The following is a 16,109-nucleotide window of genomic DNA, read 5'->3' as shown; positions in this document are numbered from 1 at the left end:
AAAGAGTGATCCATCAACGGGCAAGTTCACTTTGTCATGGAGCCGGTTCCGCTGTGCCTCGGCCCATGCCCGCAGATTCGCAGAAAGCTAGGTCTTTCGGGGTATCGATATCCCTATGTACGCCGGGGTTCGCGCACGGGTATAGGCGTAACTCGTCGAGATGCCGCGCCACGATGCTCCGCGCCCCTTCATCTCCCTTCAGTCCGCATAGGGCAATTCCAAAGGACCGGGAAAAACCGACGGGATGCCCTCGCCTGCCCCCATAAAGGGGAGCGGCCAAGACCGCACCGTTCCGCAGTAACTCCGCCACCCCTTGGATGGTGCCCTTCTGAATAAAGGGCATATCCGCCAGCGCGATGATCCACGCGTCCGCCTCCGCGCTCGCCCGCACCCCGCACGCAATACTACGCCCCATGCCCTGCGACGATTCCGGACAGGGCAATACGGGGACGCCATGATCCGCGAAGAGCCGGGCCAATGCCTTGTCCTCGGGACGGATCACCGCAATCACCCGATCCACGCTCCCCATCAGCGCACGGGCGGAGGCGAGGGCCATGGGCGTCCCGCCGGCAAGGGGTTGAAGCAGTTTGGGGGAGCCGAAGCGACGGCTGGCGCCCGCCGCCAGAAGGATACCCGCGATCACGTACCGGCCAGGCATGAATTTATTCTCCCCAATCTGCTGGGCTCTGCGCTGGCCCATGGCCTTACCGCGGCCCCTTTTTCACCCTGAAATTATAGGATAAAGACGTGCCCGCCATAGCCACCAAGGCCCAGTGACCCTCTGCTGCGCGAAAGGAAGATAGTATAATACTTTTGGGTTGGCGACTGGTGGAGGGATGTTGTGGTGAATGCACAACAACAGGCATTACGCGACTTCACCAAGTATATCTGGTGGAAGACGCCTGACGATGCACTCCAATATGAACGTCGCCTGATCGCTCAGGTTATGAATTTAGGCGACTGGGAAGATGCCCGCCGACTGGAAACCACCTTTGGGCCAGAAAAACTGGTCGATGCCCTGAAGAATGCCGAAGCGGGATGGTTCACGCCGCGCATGTGGAATTTCTGGCATTACCGGCTGGGCCTAGCGGAGAGCGAAGACGATATACCCACGTTGCCGACCAGGAAGTTTCAGTGAGCACATTCAAGAAATTTCAACCACGAATAGAACTACTTCCAGACTTCGTGCAGGAGGGTAGTGTCCTGACCCACAGCCTGCTCGAAAGATTCCACGAGAGGCATCTGCACCCGGTCTTCCGACGGACGATAAAACGCCCGGCCAGCTTCCGCAGGCGATCATCGGGAGTTCCCTGGATCTCGGGACGTGGGGACCTCTCCAGCGGCGGGATGCCGTCGATCTGTGAGGCGTGAAACACCTTGTAGTAGCGCACGCCAAGACGCATTTCTGTGGGCTCAGGGTCCGCTGCTCCCTGTTCCCGGAGTCTGCCCATTTCCTCTTCCGTGCGCTTGTGCTCGTAACGCGACCACTTTTCGATGGGGATCCCATGCTCACCCTTGCGCACCTGCCAGCCCTGCTCCTGGGCCTGCTTGTAGGTACACCAACGTGGATCGGACGTATCCGGAGAGAACATCATGAGATTTTGGTAGTTCACCCCGCTGTAAGGCTTGCCTGTGACTGCATTGACCGGGGCCAACACATCGCCGGCTTCCCAGGGCCTTTGCCAGGAGGCGGTTCCTGCCTCGATCTGTTCAATCAGCCTATCGGCAAGCTCAAGACGGGGATCTTTCTTTTCGGTGTTGTTCCCGGAATGGAGTGGGGCGGGGACGGGCATCGTACTCTCCAGCGCAGTTAATCTTCGATTGGGAGGTATAGATCGGGTGATCGTGGTACAGCCTTATCGGGTCATGGGGCCGTTTTGTTCTCCGTGCGCACGGCCGCATATCCGTCGGCGTGCCGTTGCAAACGGTGTACCGACGAAACCCGTGCGTCCGCCCATGCCACCGTCCGGTTGACATGGGCGGCAAGCGTCGAGGACCGGATCCGCTGGGCCGCGCCGAAAGGCTGGCGCGCAGTTCGGTGTCAGGCACACGGTAGCCAGCTGTCGTAGTGAGGCGGATCTGCGCGCGCGGGATGGGGTTTACGCCGTGCGCCGCCGCGCAGGTAGGCAAGGCGAGGATAGCAAAACCAACGGTTGCCACGATCTTGCGCACGGGAAACTTCTTTTAGCCGGTTGATTCCGGATGCTTTGATGATCTTACCACGCGTGCTCTCGTAATAATCGCCACTCTCAACCCCTAAAACAGGCTAATAGTGTCACAACTCCGGACCACATTTTTTCTTCCCTAACGGCACCCGCGGGATTTTTTGAGCATCAAATTCCAGCTCCTTCTGCAGACTGTATAGCAATCCACTGACAGTATTCTCGAAATATTTCTCATACCCAGCCTTACCAAACACCTTGTCATGTTGTGTTTGCGGCAGTAATCGCTCCATCTGTGCACGAAACCCCTCTCCACTGGGTTCCCGGACCGTCATATCCAGGTCAAAACGCTTGCCAATCTTCCCGGCAATGCAGTCGTTGACGGCGGCCATACTCCGGGCGGAAAAATTCTTTCCACCCGCAAAGTAAAGCTCTTCACTGAATCGCTCAGAGCCATAGCATAGACGCAAAGACGTTCCGCAAAGACCCAAGAGCGAGCCGCCCCATATAAGCGGCTCGTTTCGTTTTACGCATTTTAAGGAACGCCTGGACCTCCACGTGGCGGTCCACCCATAGGGCCTTGTGGACGCTGTTGGGGATCCGGACCTCCGAGTCTGCCTGGGCCACCCTGCGGTGGCCCTCCTGCCGGTCCATGCTGGAACTGCGGACCCCCGGGTCCTGGCCTACCGGGTTGTAGTCCTAGTTGTGGGCCAAATCCTGGTCTGCCTGGTTGAGGTCCCGGACCTCCCGGCCTTCCTAGCCCCCCCTCTTGTGGCCGTCCTCCCGGACGATATTGTGGCCCCTGCGGTGGCCCTCCCGCCGGTCCATGCTGGAACTGCGGCCCTATGGGTCCTGGCCTACCGGTTTGCGGTCCATGTTGCGGGCTGAATCCAGGCCCACCAGGATAAAATCGATTGGCTCCTGGTGGACCCGGTGGACGGGTTAGCCTCGCTCCGGGCGGGGGCGGAGGTGGCTGCCGCATGCCCAGGTAATGGAAAAAATTTCCCGGCGGTGGCAGTGGTGGTGCGCCTGGAGGCGGTGGCGGAGGCGGAGGCGCACCCGCAGGTAGAGGCGGCGGAGGCGCTGGATAATACTGATAATAAGATTGCGGATAGTAGTACCACATCATGTATTGTGCATAGAGCGGTTGGCTGTAATAACTGGTGTACCCATAGGGCGGCTGCCAGTAAGCATACTGCTGGGGCCATCCAGCATTACCGATGTTGATACCCATATCTCCCAACAATACGCTGATATCAAAGGGAAAGGCCGTAGCCGGTACAAAACTGGACAACAAACCCGCTCCCGCAAGCGCGAGAGAGATGCGGAGTAAAATAGCTTTACGAGACATTTTAACCTCCTTGGTTATTTAGTATACTACAGGGCCGCGGATCCGTTTTATGACCCTGGCGGTTAATTGCCATACCCGTAATTACCAGGATCCGACCCATAGGCCGGTGGTGGCGGGCGGTTGCCCTGATAACCATATGCTTGCTGGCCCCCCTGGGAATAATAACCAGAATGGCCATATCCCCTGTGAGGAAACATCATACGCCCGAATAAAATCATGGCACCCAAGGCAAACAGAAGGAGTTTTGTAGTAGTTTTAATCTGCATGGCATTCTCCTTTACGTGGCCCTTCATCATCAACATCGGCAACAGAAAAGCGATTAACCCTTCCCTGATTGGGAGAATATGCTTTTAGTCTAGTCGCCTTCTGTAACAGGTTCCAGCCAGGTTCTGCCACTACTTTTCGGTAGGCGCTGACAAGAACCCTCATTGGTCCCTTGCCGTGCGGCTGAAACACACTCAGAGTGGAGCCCACCCTGAGTGTCACGTATGAATTTGATGATGTCGTCAGCGGATACTTAAAATTGCATACCTAAGCCCACATCCCCCCGAAGTATGTTGGGAGCGCCTCGCTGCGTAAAGTCATCATCGTGCAATCCGACATAGAGGGATACGTTTGCCATCAACGGATAATATGCGTTTACTCCCATTTGCAGTAGGTCCGATGTGCTGTTGAAAGTATCCGGTGCAAATCCAGAAACATGCTGGGTTTCAGAGATACCACCAAGGTACCCGATGTATCCGGTAAAATTGATACCCGGCAATGCAGTTGCTGCATATAGACCCCCACCCAGATCATTGGTGCTCAGCGAGGAGTGGTAGTCATAATAGCTGTTGGACTGTGCAAAACGGTTATACTCGTACCCCACATAAGGTCCGACAGCCAGGATGTTGCTGGCATGGAAGAGATAGCCGAATTTGAGTCCAACCGTATTGGTATTGCCCCCGGTATATCCCTGATAGGTGGCCCCGAACTCGTGGCGGTACTTAGCTGTACCAAACAATCCACCATTGTAAAGGCTGGCACGCAGACCCAGTCCGCCGGTGGTATTGCCATACTGATTGGTAGCCCCTTGCACATTGCCGGAAACACCGACTTGATTCATGACGCCATATACAGATGCTTCGGCACCTATCGGTAAAGTGATTGCGAGAGTCAACGCGGTTAACCATATTTTTTTCTGAATCATCGGAATACTCCTGCCTTGTTTAGTTTAAAAAATAGACTGAGTTTGACGGTATGCCTTTTAAAGTCATACCGTGCAATCAGACCGCCATTCGGGTTATGACAGAAAGCATGAGAAATCTCACTGACAAGCCCAGAGCTTTAGACAGCAGAATTTATGCCAAAGGTTCCGGCAGGCTGAATTTCTGGATGAAATCAGTGTCCTGCTCCGTCCGTTCATGAAATCGCTTTGCGGGTTTCACGGGATCTCGGTGCTAGCAGGCCAGTTCTCAAGCGCGTCTGTTGCGCTTTGGCGACAACCTATCATGGCATCATCTCATCGGATTCCGACAAGGCAAAACGAACCCATTGTATTTCTTTTGATATTGGAACCACTACAGGTGCCGTCTATGCTTTAAGTCAGCGGCGACTGGTCAAACGGGATCGCAAAGCCGATCATCGTTACTGGAAGGCGCTGCGCAAGTCGGAAAAACAGGACCGCAAAGCGGAAAGGAGGTATGACCACTTGCTGTACCGAAATCCGTGATTCACTTATTCAGGCGATGAAGATTAAGTGATCCCCTTAAAGGAGAACCTCATGTTGCATGAAATTCAGTACCTGACAGGCCGTAAAGTGTGGCATCACGCATTACGTATCGCGGCCTTGGGTGTTTTGGCGGCGTTGGCAGGATGTTATGCCTACCCCCCTGGCCCACCTCCGGGACCTGGCGGTTATTATGCGCAACCCGCACCACCGCCGCCACCCCCACCGCCGCCTGGAGGGCCAGCGGGTCCCGGTGGTTATTACCAGCAACCCGGTCCGCCCCCACCACCGCCCCCTCCATGAGAGGTTCCGCAAGAGGGTTCAAAAGCTACAGGCCAATCGCTCTGCTGTGAACTGGTTACGCAAAAACACGCCCCATTTGTTGCTGAAAATGGGGCGTGTTCCACATCATTGAAGGGTGCTTTCAGTGCATCAAAGCACCCGTCGCCGCTCCCGCCGCACCACCTACAGCGGCTCCTACTGCCGGACTGCCGCCAGCGACGGCACCGAGCACCGCACCGCCAGCAGCACCAATGGCACCCCCACTCAGTGCGCGTTGCCCGGTGGGGCTCATATTGGCACAACCGCCCAAAGCGATCAGGCCAATACCAATCAGCAGGGCCTTTGTCCGGTACTTATGCTGGCCATATTTAAAATTGAACGTGGATAACATGCGGATATTTCTCCTTAGGGTGTGGATGAAGAAGCGGATCTGGATAGCTGTTCCACGTCCCGCATTGCCCGGCGAATTTCTTGTTGGGCAACAGGATATGGCGTTCCAGAACCTGGTGCAGCGCATAGCGGTTTCACTACCGCCTGGATTTGGTCAAAGTCATCCATCAAAAGACCAGAGTGTGGCCGTTTTGTCAGTTTTTGTTGCAATCGATGAGCCTGCACCTGGTACCGCTGGCAATCGCGCTGTAATCCCAAGGGTTTCTGGATCGGACCCGTGGGAAGTGGCAAGACCGAGGTGGGAGGTTGGGACAATGATGGCATTGGCTGATGGGTAATGGATGTCTGTGCCGGTATCGGGGACGGAGCGACCATGGTTGAGGCACAGCCGTTCAATAGTAAAGTGACCGCAATTAGCCAAAAATACTGTATCCCTTGCATTCTGTCTTCCTACGAAATCCGGCGTCACTATCAGGGAGCGGATACATAGCCCGCCACAGGCGTGGGAACCGCGTAGTAGACGGGCGGAAATCCCGGCGGCGGTGGCGGGGCTGCATAGTAATACACGGGTTGTGGGGGTGGAACATAAGCCGCTGGGGGAACAGGATAATAAACAGGTGCCCCTCCCAATGAAACACTGAGCCCTGGAATTGCCAAACCCAGGGAAAGGTTATCGGCAAGCGCCGAGGTGATTCCAGCAACTGGCGAAAGCACGAGAATAACGGCAACCGCCAATAGCATCGGTTTTCGTCGCACCTGTGAAGCATGGAGGAACGGCTTCATGGCAATGCTCCCATCGAAAATCCAAGGCCAAAAGTACACAAGCAAAAAACATTCCCGGCAGGACTTCTGGCTCTTTACGGGCTTCCAGTGGGTATTAACCCTGATCGGCACATCTCTGCTGTAGTCAGTTGACTACATTTGTACGTTGCTCCATCTCATCTCGCTGATTTGGTAGGGCTTGTGTTGTCGCCGTTGTGCCAGTCTGCAGAATCATCAGGGGATGAGAACGACCGGCTTGATTCCATGACAATTTGGCTCCTTTATGCTGGCAATAGGGTATCGCAACAATAACGTCATGTAGTAAGCTGGCCATGCATGTTATGTAGGCGGGTTATGCAGCCAACAGCCATGTTAATGTTCAGCCCGATAGACCGTCTGTTGCGCTATTGGCCCTTGGCAGAATGCGGCATGTTATAGTAGGCCACACTACCTGCAGCACTTGCCGCCATCAACGGCAAGCAGCCGCTGATTAGGATTGCTGTGCCACAAGCAACCATTGCACGCAGCCCAAGGCGCAGCATTCCGCGTATCTTATTTGAGGCCCTGTGCTCTATTGATGAGATTTTAGGCATAGAATCATCCTTTGCCAGTGCATCCAGCCGTTAATATCTGGCTCAACTCCTGAATCATACATACGGCTAGTCCTATGGCCATAGGACAGCCTGGCATCCTTGCGTATCCAGTAACACATAATAGCGTATGCGTATTTGGGTTGCTTGGCATAATTGGCCTCATTTGTTACTTGAGCGATCGCCCTAGCTGAGCGCTTCCATTGGCTTTGATGTGTGTGACGGTGGGTACGATTTCAGATCCTTGGTTTGAAGCTGCATTTACAGTGCCTGTCGTGCTGGTGGCGTGGCAATCACCACGGTGGTTTCAGACGGACAAAACAACGCGCAGATCATTGGTCAAATCGGTAATTCTAACGTACATCGCAGGACGCATTGCTTACTTCGGCCTTGAGCTTCTGCACATGGTCCCAAGCCAAAGCCTGGGTGTCAGCGCTGCTGACCATCCAGCTGTTCGTACTCCTCAAATCCCACCCCATCGGTGGTATGGGTTGCCTTGCGCAGTACCATTGAGCCCAGGAAATACTGCCCTTCCCGGTTGTGCTCGCTGGCGTAATTCACATCATCGATCATCTCGGAAATTTCATCCTTGCCCCAGACGTAGGCCCGCTGGTAATCCAGGATGCGGAACCAGAAGCGTGAAAACACTTCGCCAATGACAATTTGGGCGCTCTCGATCTGGCCTTTTTGCTTGAACTTATTTCCTCTCCCTGGAATTACCTGGATGCAGCAGCAAACCACTCATCGAGTCGCGGGTTACTGGTGATCAGCAATAGCTTCTTGATCATGGCGGACTGATTGATGTCCAAGCGAACGAAATGCTCGCCATCCGCTGAAGTTCGTTCATAAGTCGTTTCCATCGAGAACCTTGTGTACACAGGCGAGGTGGACAGGTCGGGAGAGCTCGGGGGTGTAAACGCTGGTGTCCACCTGATCATAAATCCGAAGCCCGTAGCGCCGGTAGGCCAGCTCGGGCCGCCTACCCGGGCAGGAAAAGAGTTCGCCGTAATAGTGGGGGATGTCGGCCGCCTGCAAGGACGCCTCAAAGGCGCGCCAGAGAGCCAGACCGACACCGCGGCCCCGATAGGCCGCGGCCACGTTGAAGTGCATGTGGGCGGCTCCCGGAGGGTGCCTGGGGCGCTCCCGGAAGCTCCTGGTCAAGAGCCACCGTACATAGAGACGGCTGCGCGGGTGGTAGTCGTAACTGCCCTTCAGGCTGCGGGAGCACATTCGCATGGCGGTACGGGAGCCTTCGTAGACAAGCAGCCAGGGGAAGTCATGACGCACCGAACCGAGCAGGTAGCCTGCCAGACGACCATCCGCTTCCGCGACAAAGGCCCATTCCGGCTCGTAATCCAGGTAGGGGGTGGTATGGAGGTCGGCGAAGAGCTCGCGGTCGCAAAATATACGGTCGATGGGCTTGCCGAAAAAGCCGGTATCGCAGCACAAGCGACGGATGCTTCCCCGATCCGATGACTGGTACGGGCGGATCCGGAATGCCTTTGACCTCGAGTGGCGAGCCGAAACGCCAGCATAACCGTCCTGGTTTTGGATGAAAAATTCTGAGACGGCCATGGCTAGATAATCGCTTGGCGAGGCAAGGCGCTGGGTGCGCATGGGCTCTCTCCCTCCAGACCAGAGTTACCGGAACTGACCGCAAAGGTCGCGTAGATACTCCTCGAAGTCCGGGCCGACTTCCGGGTGTCGCCGGGCGAGAGTCAGCGTCGCCTGGAGATAGCCCAGCTTGTCACCACAGTCGAAGCGCTGGCCGGCAAAGCGATAAGCGAGCATCTGCCGTTCGCCAAGCAGCTCAGCGATGGCATCCGTCAGCTGGATTTCCTGGCCGGCGCCCATTTGCGCGTTTTCCAAAAAGTGGAAGATGCGCGCAGGCAGGATGTAGCGGCCTACGACGCCGAGATTTGATGGGGCTGCTTCAGGGCTGGGCTTTTCGACGATGCCTTCGACCTGATAAACGCATTCATCCCAGGGACGGACTTCGACGACCCCATAGCGGGTACTGTGCTCCCTGGGAATCTCCTCAACGCCCAGGATGCCGGACTGATAGCGCTGGTGCAGATCCATCATCTGGGCGAGGACCGGCCTGTCGGCAAGCATCAGGTCATCAGCGAGGAGCACGGCAAAAGGCTCGTCGCCCACCACCGGGGCGGCCATCGCTACCGCATGGCCCAGGCCTAGTGGATGGGGCTGGCGCAGGTGGATGGCCTTGACGTGTCTAGGCAGAATGGCCCGGACCTGCTCGAGCAATTCTGTCTTGCTCTTCTTCTCAAGCTCCTTTTCCAGCTCGTAGGAGACGTCGAAATGGTCGGCGATGGCTCGCTTGCTCCGCCCAGTAATGAAGATCAACTGATCGCAGCCGGCCGCAACAGCCTCCTCGACGGCATATTGGATCAGCGGCTTGTCGACCACCGGCAGCATTTCCTTGGGGCTGGCCTTGGTGGCGGGCAAAAACCGGGTCCCTAGCCCGGCTACGGGGAATACCGCCTTGCGAATACGATCCACATTTCCTCCTGTAAATTGCAGCGAGTGATGACGGAAGCAGGGGTGTACGGAGCGGTCAATGCAACGCCGCCAGGAATTCCGACCCGGCATCCGAACACAGGTAATGCCGAAACTGCTGGCTTCCCAGCAGCAGGATCCATTCCCGCTGGGAAAGCCCGCCCTGGGCCATGGCCTTGTCATGCAGACGGCGGTAGAGTTCGGTCTTGGTGTGGCGATGCGGCAGTTCCACCAGATCCGCTTGCTGCGCCTTGCAGATGCGCACGAACACCGGCAGATACTCCTTTGGGTCGTCCGTATCCGGGATCTCCCACCATGAGCGGAACTGCTGCTCCAGGGTACGAACCTCCTGCAGCACCTTGGGGGGATTCAACTCCTCAGGGATGGCGAACCAGCGAATGCGATTGATCGTAGGAAAGGTTCGGCTGGTCCATTGCACTAAGAAAACGCTAAGGGCCCAGCCGGCCAGGATCGGTGCATACCACATCAGCATGCTGCCGGGCTGTATCCAACCGTATGTTATGGACTCCAGCAGCATGGCGTGCAGGGACTGGATGGCCCCATGCACCAGGGCCAGCAAGGCCGCCCATCCTGCGATCCCCAGGACCATTACACCGCGAAAGGATTTCCATGCATCTTTCCATGCAACGGCACGGTCATCCCGTTGCTGCTGCCCCCATGAAACGGTCCGACGCTTGACCCACGCCCAGAGAAAATAGCTGACCATTATCATCATGAGCGGCGCATAAAAAAACGAAAGTACTGTATCGGCAAGCACCGACCATATCAGCTTGATGCGCCCGCCATACATAGGGGCTTTGTGCGACCTCATATGCGTCAGGATGGCCAGGATGCGGGGGAGGAATAGGAACACCATGCTTGCCGCCAGCAGTAGGCCCATGGGAACCATCAGCATCTGAACGGACCCAACGGACAGGTTGGCGGCACTCAAAAAATGCACCATGGTGTATGCGGATACCAGCAGAAAAACGAACCATATGGGGGCAGTGACATACCCCATGGCCCCGTTGATGAAGATTTCCCTGTGCATCCCTCGTATGCCATTGAGGAACAGCAGCCGCAGATGCTGGAGGTTTCCCTGCATCCAGCGCCGTTCTCTGACGAGAAATGCGATTATGTTTGCGGGCACTTCCTCGTACGAGCCTGTCAACTCGGGGACGAACCACACCTCGTAACCCGCCCGGCACATCATGGCTGCCTCGACGAAGTCATGGCTTAATGGTTTGCCGCCCCAGGGCTTTGGCCCGGGGAGCTTCGGCAGGACGCAGTGGTCCATGAATGCCTGTGTCCGGATTAAGGCGTTGTGGCCGATATAACCCGCATGGCCCATTTGCATCACCATCAGTGAATAAGAAAATACCGAGCCATAAAGATGGGCGGCGAATTGCAACATGCGTCCAAAGAAGCTCTCCCTGAATACCGGACGGGGATTGGTCTGCAGAATCCCGATGCGGTGATGAGCGGCCATGGCTCGCCACATCTCGATGCAGGCCTCCCCGTCCATGATCGAGTCGGCATCCATGACGAGCGTATAGGCATAATGCCGTCCGTAGCGCCGGAAGAAGTCCGACAGGTTGCCCATCTTCTGGTTGGCGTTGATAGACCGGTGCCGGTAGAAAAGCGGCAGGTCCGGACGTTCCCGCTTGAGCCGCTGCACCGCCATTGCCTCATGGGCGACCATGGCCGGGCGCCGGCTGTCCGATAGAAGGAACGTATGGGCGCGAGGCGCAAGATCCGGACGATAGGCGCGTATGGCGTCCCAGGTGGCCACGAGTCCGGCCAGGACCCGAGCCACGTCCTCCTGGTACACAGGAAACAGTAGGGCCATCGTCTCCCCTCCCGGCGGATCTCGCCGTTCCCGCAAAGGGTGGTAGGGGTTGCCGGCGATGCCCCGGGAAACGTGCCAAGTGCCGATCAGGATCTTGTAGAAACTCTGGATCATGAAGAAGGACATGACCCCGTAGAGGGAGAGGTATGCCATCTGCCAAACTGGCGCCAGCGCCTGGTCTCGCAGGATGTTGTCCACCAGCAGGAGTATCGCCGCCACGGTCGCCACGGTCAGGGCCAGAGTGCTGCGCCGGCGATGGCGGAGCAAGCGCTCCCAAGGCACCTTTGGCACTGTTCCCGCCTTGGGCTTGCCTATGGGGCGCATGAAACGCCGCCGGAAGGCACCCTTCCATGAGCGATCCCAAATGGCGGCAGGTAGCGGGTGCCTGTTATGTTCGCGAAACATGGCTAATTCCCTGTCTGAACAGGAATACCAACGGCGCCCGTCGGCTGGGTGGCTACCTCCTTGAACACCTGAGCAGGAAGAGCGATATTCAGGAGCAAGTTTAGTGCCCTGTTCAGCTTGACGATCGGTTGGCTGGAGACATACAGCACGCTGTTGTTCCTGACCAGATACCGCTGTGACGCCAGGAATCCGGCGCCACTATCCCAATGGAACACGGCCAACTCCATTCGGCCGTTGGCTTCGGGATGGTAAAGGAGAACATAACGATAGTTGGCCGTATTGCCGTTCAGGCCGCCGGCCTTGGCCAGGACCTCACTGACCGGTACGTTTCCATCAAAACCGTATATGTCCGGCTTGCGCATTCCCGATCCCAAAATGCTGACTCGCACCGGTGCTCCGCTAATCTCCACCAGTCGCTCTCCTGGGACCAGGGGAATGTGCTTGCGGAGTGCCTGAGCAATGGGAAGGCTGGCCAGCATCCGTCCATGGGCCACGACATGGACACTGGTACTGTGATGCATGGCGCTCGAGGCCCATCCGGATCCGGAGCTGTTTCCACCACTGACTCCAGACAGTGCCTGTGCCAGCGTCCAGCCGTGCGGCGTCCACGGCAGGAAATGGCGGTTTCCGGCGCCGTAAATCCAGACTCCCTGGGCTTGGTGGGCGACGCGCACCTGGGCTTGGGGTGCCTCCATGGTCTGTCGCTTGGCGTAGGCCCTTGCTATGGCTTGTGCGGCTATTGCGGGAGTATCTCCCGCAACCCGGAGAGACGGTAGATATGGCAGATCTATCCGGCCCTGTGGGTCCACTGTGACCGGACTCAGGTTGGTGGCGATCAATCCGCTTCCGTTAGCGGAACTGAGATTAAGGCCTGAATAGGACCAGAGCCGAATTTGAAGAACGTCGCCTGCCAGCAGCGTCCCGGAGTATGGGTGCCTTTCGGCGTATTCCCGCAGGGTAGCGACTGCTTGGGCTACGGCTTGCCGCTGCTGATTACGCAGGTTTTTGGCTTCAGCGGCGGCCTTTTCCGGGGTTATGGTCTGGATGCGCTCGCCCGCTGAAGGGTGCAGCAAAGTGGTACTTCCCGGGCCGCCGGAGGGGAACTGTGCGCATCCGCCGAGCACGGCGGCGAGAAGCGGGAAGTAGAGGAGTTTCGTCTTCATCGCAAGATGCTCCAAAGCAGCAGGGTGCCGACTAGAACCCAGAATATCCAGGCCTTGCGGTCCGGCCCGGAAGGGCCAAGCGGCTTTTGCGCGGGACTTAGCACATGAAGAGTGTACCAGGGACGAACGGACGCGATCTGGGCCTGCACATACGCGGCATTGGCCAGCTTCAGCTGTTCCCGTAAGGAGTCGACCCGCATCTGCAAAAGGGTGTAGTGGCCGAACACCGCAGACATCTGAGGCATTTGCCGCTGTAGCCGTTCTATACGCTGGCGGACCGCCGCGGCTTCGGCGTCCAGATTTCCGATCATTGGGCTATGGGGGGCACCGCTGGTGAGCGCCTGGCGTTGCGCGTCGATCCGCGCTGATTCTGTCTCCAGGGTGTTCATCAGGTGAAGCGCGGCCGCGTCCTCAGCGCTGGGAAACAGGCTCTTTTGCGCTTGTAGATACGCATTGCTGGCTTCCTGCGCCGTTTCGAGGCTGCCGGTCAAGGTTTGGACCAGGCGCTGGGCCTGCGCCAACTGCGCGAGGGACTCTTGCTGGTGCATGCGCAGAAGGCGCCGTTCGGCAACGGCAGTCGCCTGTTGCAGGACGGCCAGGCTGTTCGCGGCGGTGTAGGCGGTGGAATGCACGGACAGCACCCCGCTCTTGGGATTCACGCGGGGACGCAGCCGGTCCCGATAGGTAGATAGCAAGCCTTTCGCGCCGCACGACCAGAAATTGGTGGCGCTGCAATACCCGTACAACGGCCCCCACCGGTAGATCCGCGCCAGATCCAGTTTGCTATCCACCGCCCGCCAGGTACTGCCCGCTTTCAGGAGGGAAGCCAGCACCCGCCCCGCGCCGCTGTCGGCCCCGCCGGCGTTTCCTTGCAGGACGCCGGAAAAGCTGGTGCCGGAGCTTCTCCGGTACACCAGCAGGTTGGTGGTGACGGTGTATTGATCCGGATGGGCAACCCAGTAGGCCGCATTGAGCAGGTTCGGTACGAACACAAGTCCGATCAAAAGCTTATGACGGGACGCCCAGGAACTCATCGGAAATTCTCCATGTCGGTTTCTATGATTCATCTGCGGAACAAAGCCACATCAATACCTGCCACTCCATCTCAATGGGGATAGCGGCCGGCTGTTGGCCTCCAGTTGGGCATAGCGTTGCCTCTCGCGCTCCACTTGGCCGCGCAGGTTCTCTATTTCGCCCAGCGCATCCCGCAGCGCCATGCGCAACTCGTTGGTGTGGCTTGGAACCAACCGCATGTTGGGTGTGCACCGCAAAAGCGAGCGCCAGTAGGTCATACGGGTTTCCATGGCTATCGACATCTCCTCTGTTCCGTATTGTGGCTGTCGCCTGCAAGAGAGTCTTCTCGCACAATGGCTTCAGGCTCTGCCGGGCGGTCGGGATCTACTCTAGACGCGTAGTCGGACGCACCATCAGGCAGGCGATTTTTATGCATGGATCATGCCAATCCGCCATATCAGCGAAAGGCCATAAAATTTTTCCATAGGTTACCTATGCAGTTTCTCCCATATATGGAAAGAACCCATGCCGTCCTACCGCCCCGGTTTGTCGCCAAAGCGCAACAGATGGCAATACCCATACTATCTGGTAAGGTCCCAGATTCGGTTAGATGGCCTTTGCTTGCGAGTTCTATACCCAGCCTGGGGGAAAACGGCTACGTCTTTTTGCAGGGCACCTCGAATAACTCCGCCGATGTGGTCTGATCGGGTAAAATAGGATGGTCTCGAGTGACAGGAGATTGGGCGGGGATGATTGCGCTCAGGACAGCCATCCAGAACGATCTTTTGCCGGTGAGCTGCGGGCTCGAAAGGTCGAGGAGTTCGGGGATTCGCTGCGGAAGATCGTGCAGTGTCGTGGTTATCCAACGGCTGACGGATGCGGTCGATCAGATTGCGCCCCCTCCCCTGCAAGGAAATGGTGGCCGTCAGCCTGACCCCAGCGAGTTCATGGTGCGGGTCCTAGTGGGCAAGCGACTACATGGATTGTCCAACGAACAGGCCGGATTTCAATTCCTGGATCGACGGAGCTTCCAACGTTTCTGCGCCTGGAGCATGCGGTAGACATTCCTGACCGCACGAGATAGCCCAAGATCACGGGGTGTACCCGACTCAGGTGGCACAGTGGAAATGAGCCATCCAGGAGCAGGCCGGGACGCTGTTTGAAGGTAAGCGGAGGCCCCAGCCGCTGGATGCCGAAGGCCGGGCTCCCCCGGAGAGCAGGGTAAACTAGCCTTCCATGGCTTCCAGGCCAATGTTTTGTATAGCCCAATTCGTGCTTGAAGTTTGGAATTGTCACCAGCTGGCAATATGGTGCCACCGATGGTCGGCGTAATGGCGCCATTTCAAAGTGCCGAATTCGGGGTCTCGAACACGTTCAAGATAATTGACGTCGAGCACGATCACTATGTACTGCCCTTTCAGTCGACAAACCGCTGGTATAGGATGCCCTGGACCTGAATCCGTGATCTGGTAACCGGGCGGCCAGCAAATGGCCTGAGTGGGCCGTGAGGCCAAGGGCTAGGTCATTCCGGCGGATGGATAAAGAGGGTGCGGGCTCCTTTGGTGATGGTTTTTGTGGGTATTTTGAGGTGGTTTTTCAGCGGGAGGGCAGCCGTCCGCCTCCTATCAGTGGCGGCGTCCGGAAAAGGCGGGAGTGAGGAAACCATACCGGATGGCAGGGTGCCGACCAGACCGCATAGAGGCGTTGGAAAGGAGCAAAGGCCAGGGTATGCACCGGAAAGGACAGGATCTGGCGGCGGGCATGGCGCACGCAGTGAGCCGCCAGGGTCATGATTTCCTGGATGACGGTTTTTACCCGGCGGCGCCTTCCTCCCAGACAGTCACGCGTTTGCCAGGGCGGGGTGATCCCCAGACCGCCTCCGGTTCCGCACGGTGGCGCTGTGCGATGGCCTCCAG

Annotated in this window: 15 protein-coding genes and 1 pseudogene; 1 reads left to right on the top strand and 15 read right to left on the bottom strand. The window is 57.4% G+C overall.

Features of this window, described 5'->3' with window-relative positions; translation table 11 throughout:
* Positions 1-34 precede the first annotated feature (34 nt).
* The gene (locus F6A13_RS13050; RefSeq protein WP_126604375.1) at positions 35-658 is read right to left on the bottom strand and encodes an NTP transferase domain-containing protein; all 624 of its coding nucleotides are present in this window, start codon (positions 656-658) and stop codon (positions 35-37) included.
* 186 nt (positions 659-844) lie between these two features.
* On the opposite strand from F6A13_RS13050, the gene F6A13_RS13045 reads away from it, so the two are divergent.
* Positions 845-1,138, top strand: coding sequence for a hypothetical protein (locus tag F6A13_RS13045; RefSeq protein WP_197722477.1), 294 nt, complete (start codon positions 845-847; stop codon positions 1,136-1,138).
* A gap of 32 nt (positions 1,139-1,170) precedes the next feature.
* On the opposite strand, the gene F6A13_RS15695 is transcribed toward F6A13_RS13045, so the two are convergent.
* The 14 genes and pseudogenes from F6A13_RS15695 to F6A13_RS15470 all read right to left on the bottom strand — a co-directional run bounded on the left by F6A13_RS15695 (position 1,171) and on the right by F6A13_RS15470 (position 15,984).
* On the bottom strand, positions 1,171-1,242 hold the full coding sequence (locus tag F6A13_RS15695; protein WP_232027926.1) for a hypothetical protein: 72 nt from the start codon (positions 1,240-1,242) through the stop codon (positions 1,171-1,173).
* Positions 1,243-1,430: 188 nt separating this feature from the next.
* Positions 1,431-1,793: pseudogene (locus F6A13_RS13040) on the bottom strand (ArdC-like ssDNA-binding domain-containing protein); the annotation flags it as partial.
* Between the two features lie 482 nt (positions 1,794-2,275).
* On the bottom strand, positions 2,276-2,554 hold the full coding sequence (locus F6A13_RS13035) for a hypothetical protein (RefSeq protein ID WP_126604374.1): 279 nt from the start codon (positions 2,552-2,554) through the stop codon (positions 2,276-2,278).
* A gap of 1,021 nt (positions 2,555-3,575) precedes the next feature.
* On the bottom strand, positions 3,576-3,779 hold the full coding sequence (locus tag F6A13_RS13025; protein WP_113525958.1) for a hypothetical protein: 204 nt from the start codon (positions 3,777-3,779) through the stop codon (positions 3,576-3,578).
* A 251-nt stretch (positions 3,780-4,030) separates the two neighbouring features.
* Positions 4,031-4,702: a hypothetical protein gene (locus F6A13_RS13020; protein ID WP_113525959.1), complete on the bottom strand. Its 672-nt coding sequence runs from the start codon at positions 4,700-4,702 to the stop codon at positions 4,031-4,033.
* Positions 4,703-5,645: 943 nt separating this feature from the next.
* Positions 5,646-5,894 (bottom strand): YMGG-like glycine zipper-containing protein, encoded by a 249-nt coding sequence (locus F6A13_RS13010; RefSeq protein ID WP_172959324.1) that lies wholly within the window; start codon positions 5,892-5,894, stop codon positions 5,646-5,648.
* Positions 5,895-7,674: 1,780 nt separating this feature from the next.
* On the bottom strand, positions 7,675-7,986 hold the full coding sequence (locus F6A13_RS12995; protein WP_181710097.1) for a DUF262 domain-containing protein: 312 nt from the start codon (positions 7,984-7,986) through the stop codon (positions 7,675-7,677).
* A gap of 102 nt (positions 7,987-8,088) precedes the next feature.
* On the bottom strand, positions 8,089-8,694 hold the full coding sequence (locus tag F6A13_RS12990) for a hypothetical protein (protein ID WP_126604373.1): 606 nt from the start codon (positions 8,692-8,694) through the stop codon (positions 8,089-8,091).
* 192 nt (positions 8,695-8,886) lie between these two features.
* On the bottom strand, positions 8,887-9,765 hold the full coding sequence (galU, locus tag F6A13_RS12985) for a UTP--glucose-1-phosphate uridylyltransferase GalU (RefSeq protein WP_126604372.1): 879 nt from the start codon (positions 9,763-9,765) through the stop codon (positions 8,887-8,889).
* 55 nt (positions 9,766-9,820) lie between these two features.
* Complete coding sequence (gene mdoH / locus F6A13_RS12980; RefSeq protein ID WP_113525964.1) at positions 9,821-12,016, bottom strand: glucans biosynthesis glucosyltransferase MdoH; 2,196 nt, start codon at positions 12,014-12,016, stop codon at positions 9,821-9,823.
* Between the two features lie 2 nt (positions 12,017-12,018).
* The gene (locus F6A13_RS12975; RefSeq protein ID WP_126604371.1) at positions 12,019-13,179 is read right to left on the bottom strand and encodes a polysaccharide biosynthesis/export family protein; all 1,161 of its coding nucleotides are present in this window, start codon (positions 13,177-13,179) and stop codon (positions 12,019-12,021) included.
* On the bottom strand, positions 13,176-14,213 hold the full coding sequence (locus F6A13_RS12970; RefSeq protein WP_113525966.1) for a hypothetical protein: 1,038 nt from the start codon (positions 14,211-14,213) through the stop codon (positions 13,176-13,178). The genes F6A13_RS12975 and F6A13_RS12970 overlap by 4 nt, the downstream gene beginning before the upstream one ends.
* Before the next feature lie 51 nt (positions 14,214-14,264).
* Positions 14,265-14,483 carry a hypothetical protein gene (locus F6A13_RS12965; protein WP_113525967.1) on the bottom strand — a complete coding sequence of 73 codons (219 nt, stop codon included), beginning with the start codon at positions 14,481-14,483 and terminating at the stop codon, positions 14,265-14,267.
* Between the two features lie 1,306 nt (positions 14,484-15,789).
* Entirely contained in the window at positions 15,790-15,984 is a 195-nt protein-coding gene (locus tag F6A13_RS15470) for a hypothetical protein (RefSeq protein ID WP_181710098.1), read from the bottom strand.
* Positions 15,985-16,109 lie beyond the last annotated feature (125 nt).

This window comes from Acidithiobacillus sp. 'AMD consortium' (genome assembly GCF_008926505.1).
Lineage (GTDB): Bacteria > Pseudomonadota > Gammaproteobacteria > Acidithiobacillales > Acidithiobacillaceae > Acidithiobacillus > Acidithiobacillus ferridurans.
This window is presented reverse-complemented; position numbering and strand designations above follow the sequence as displayed.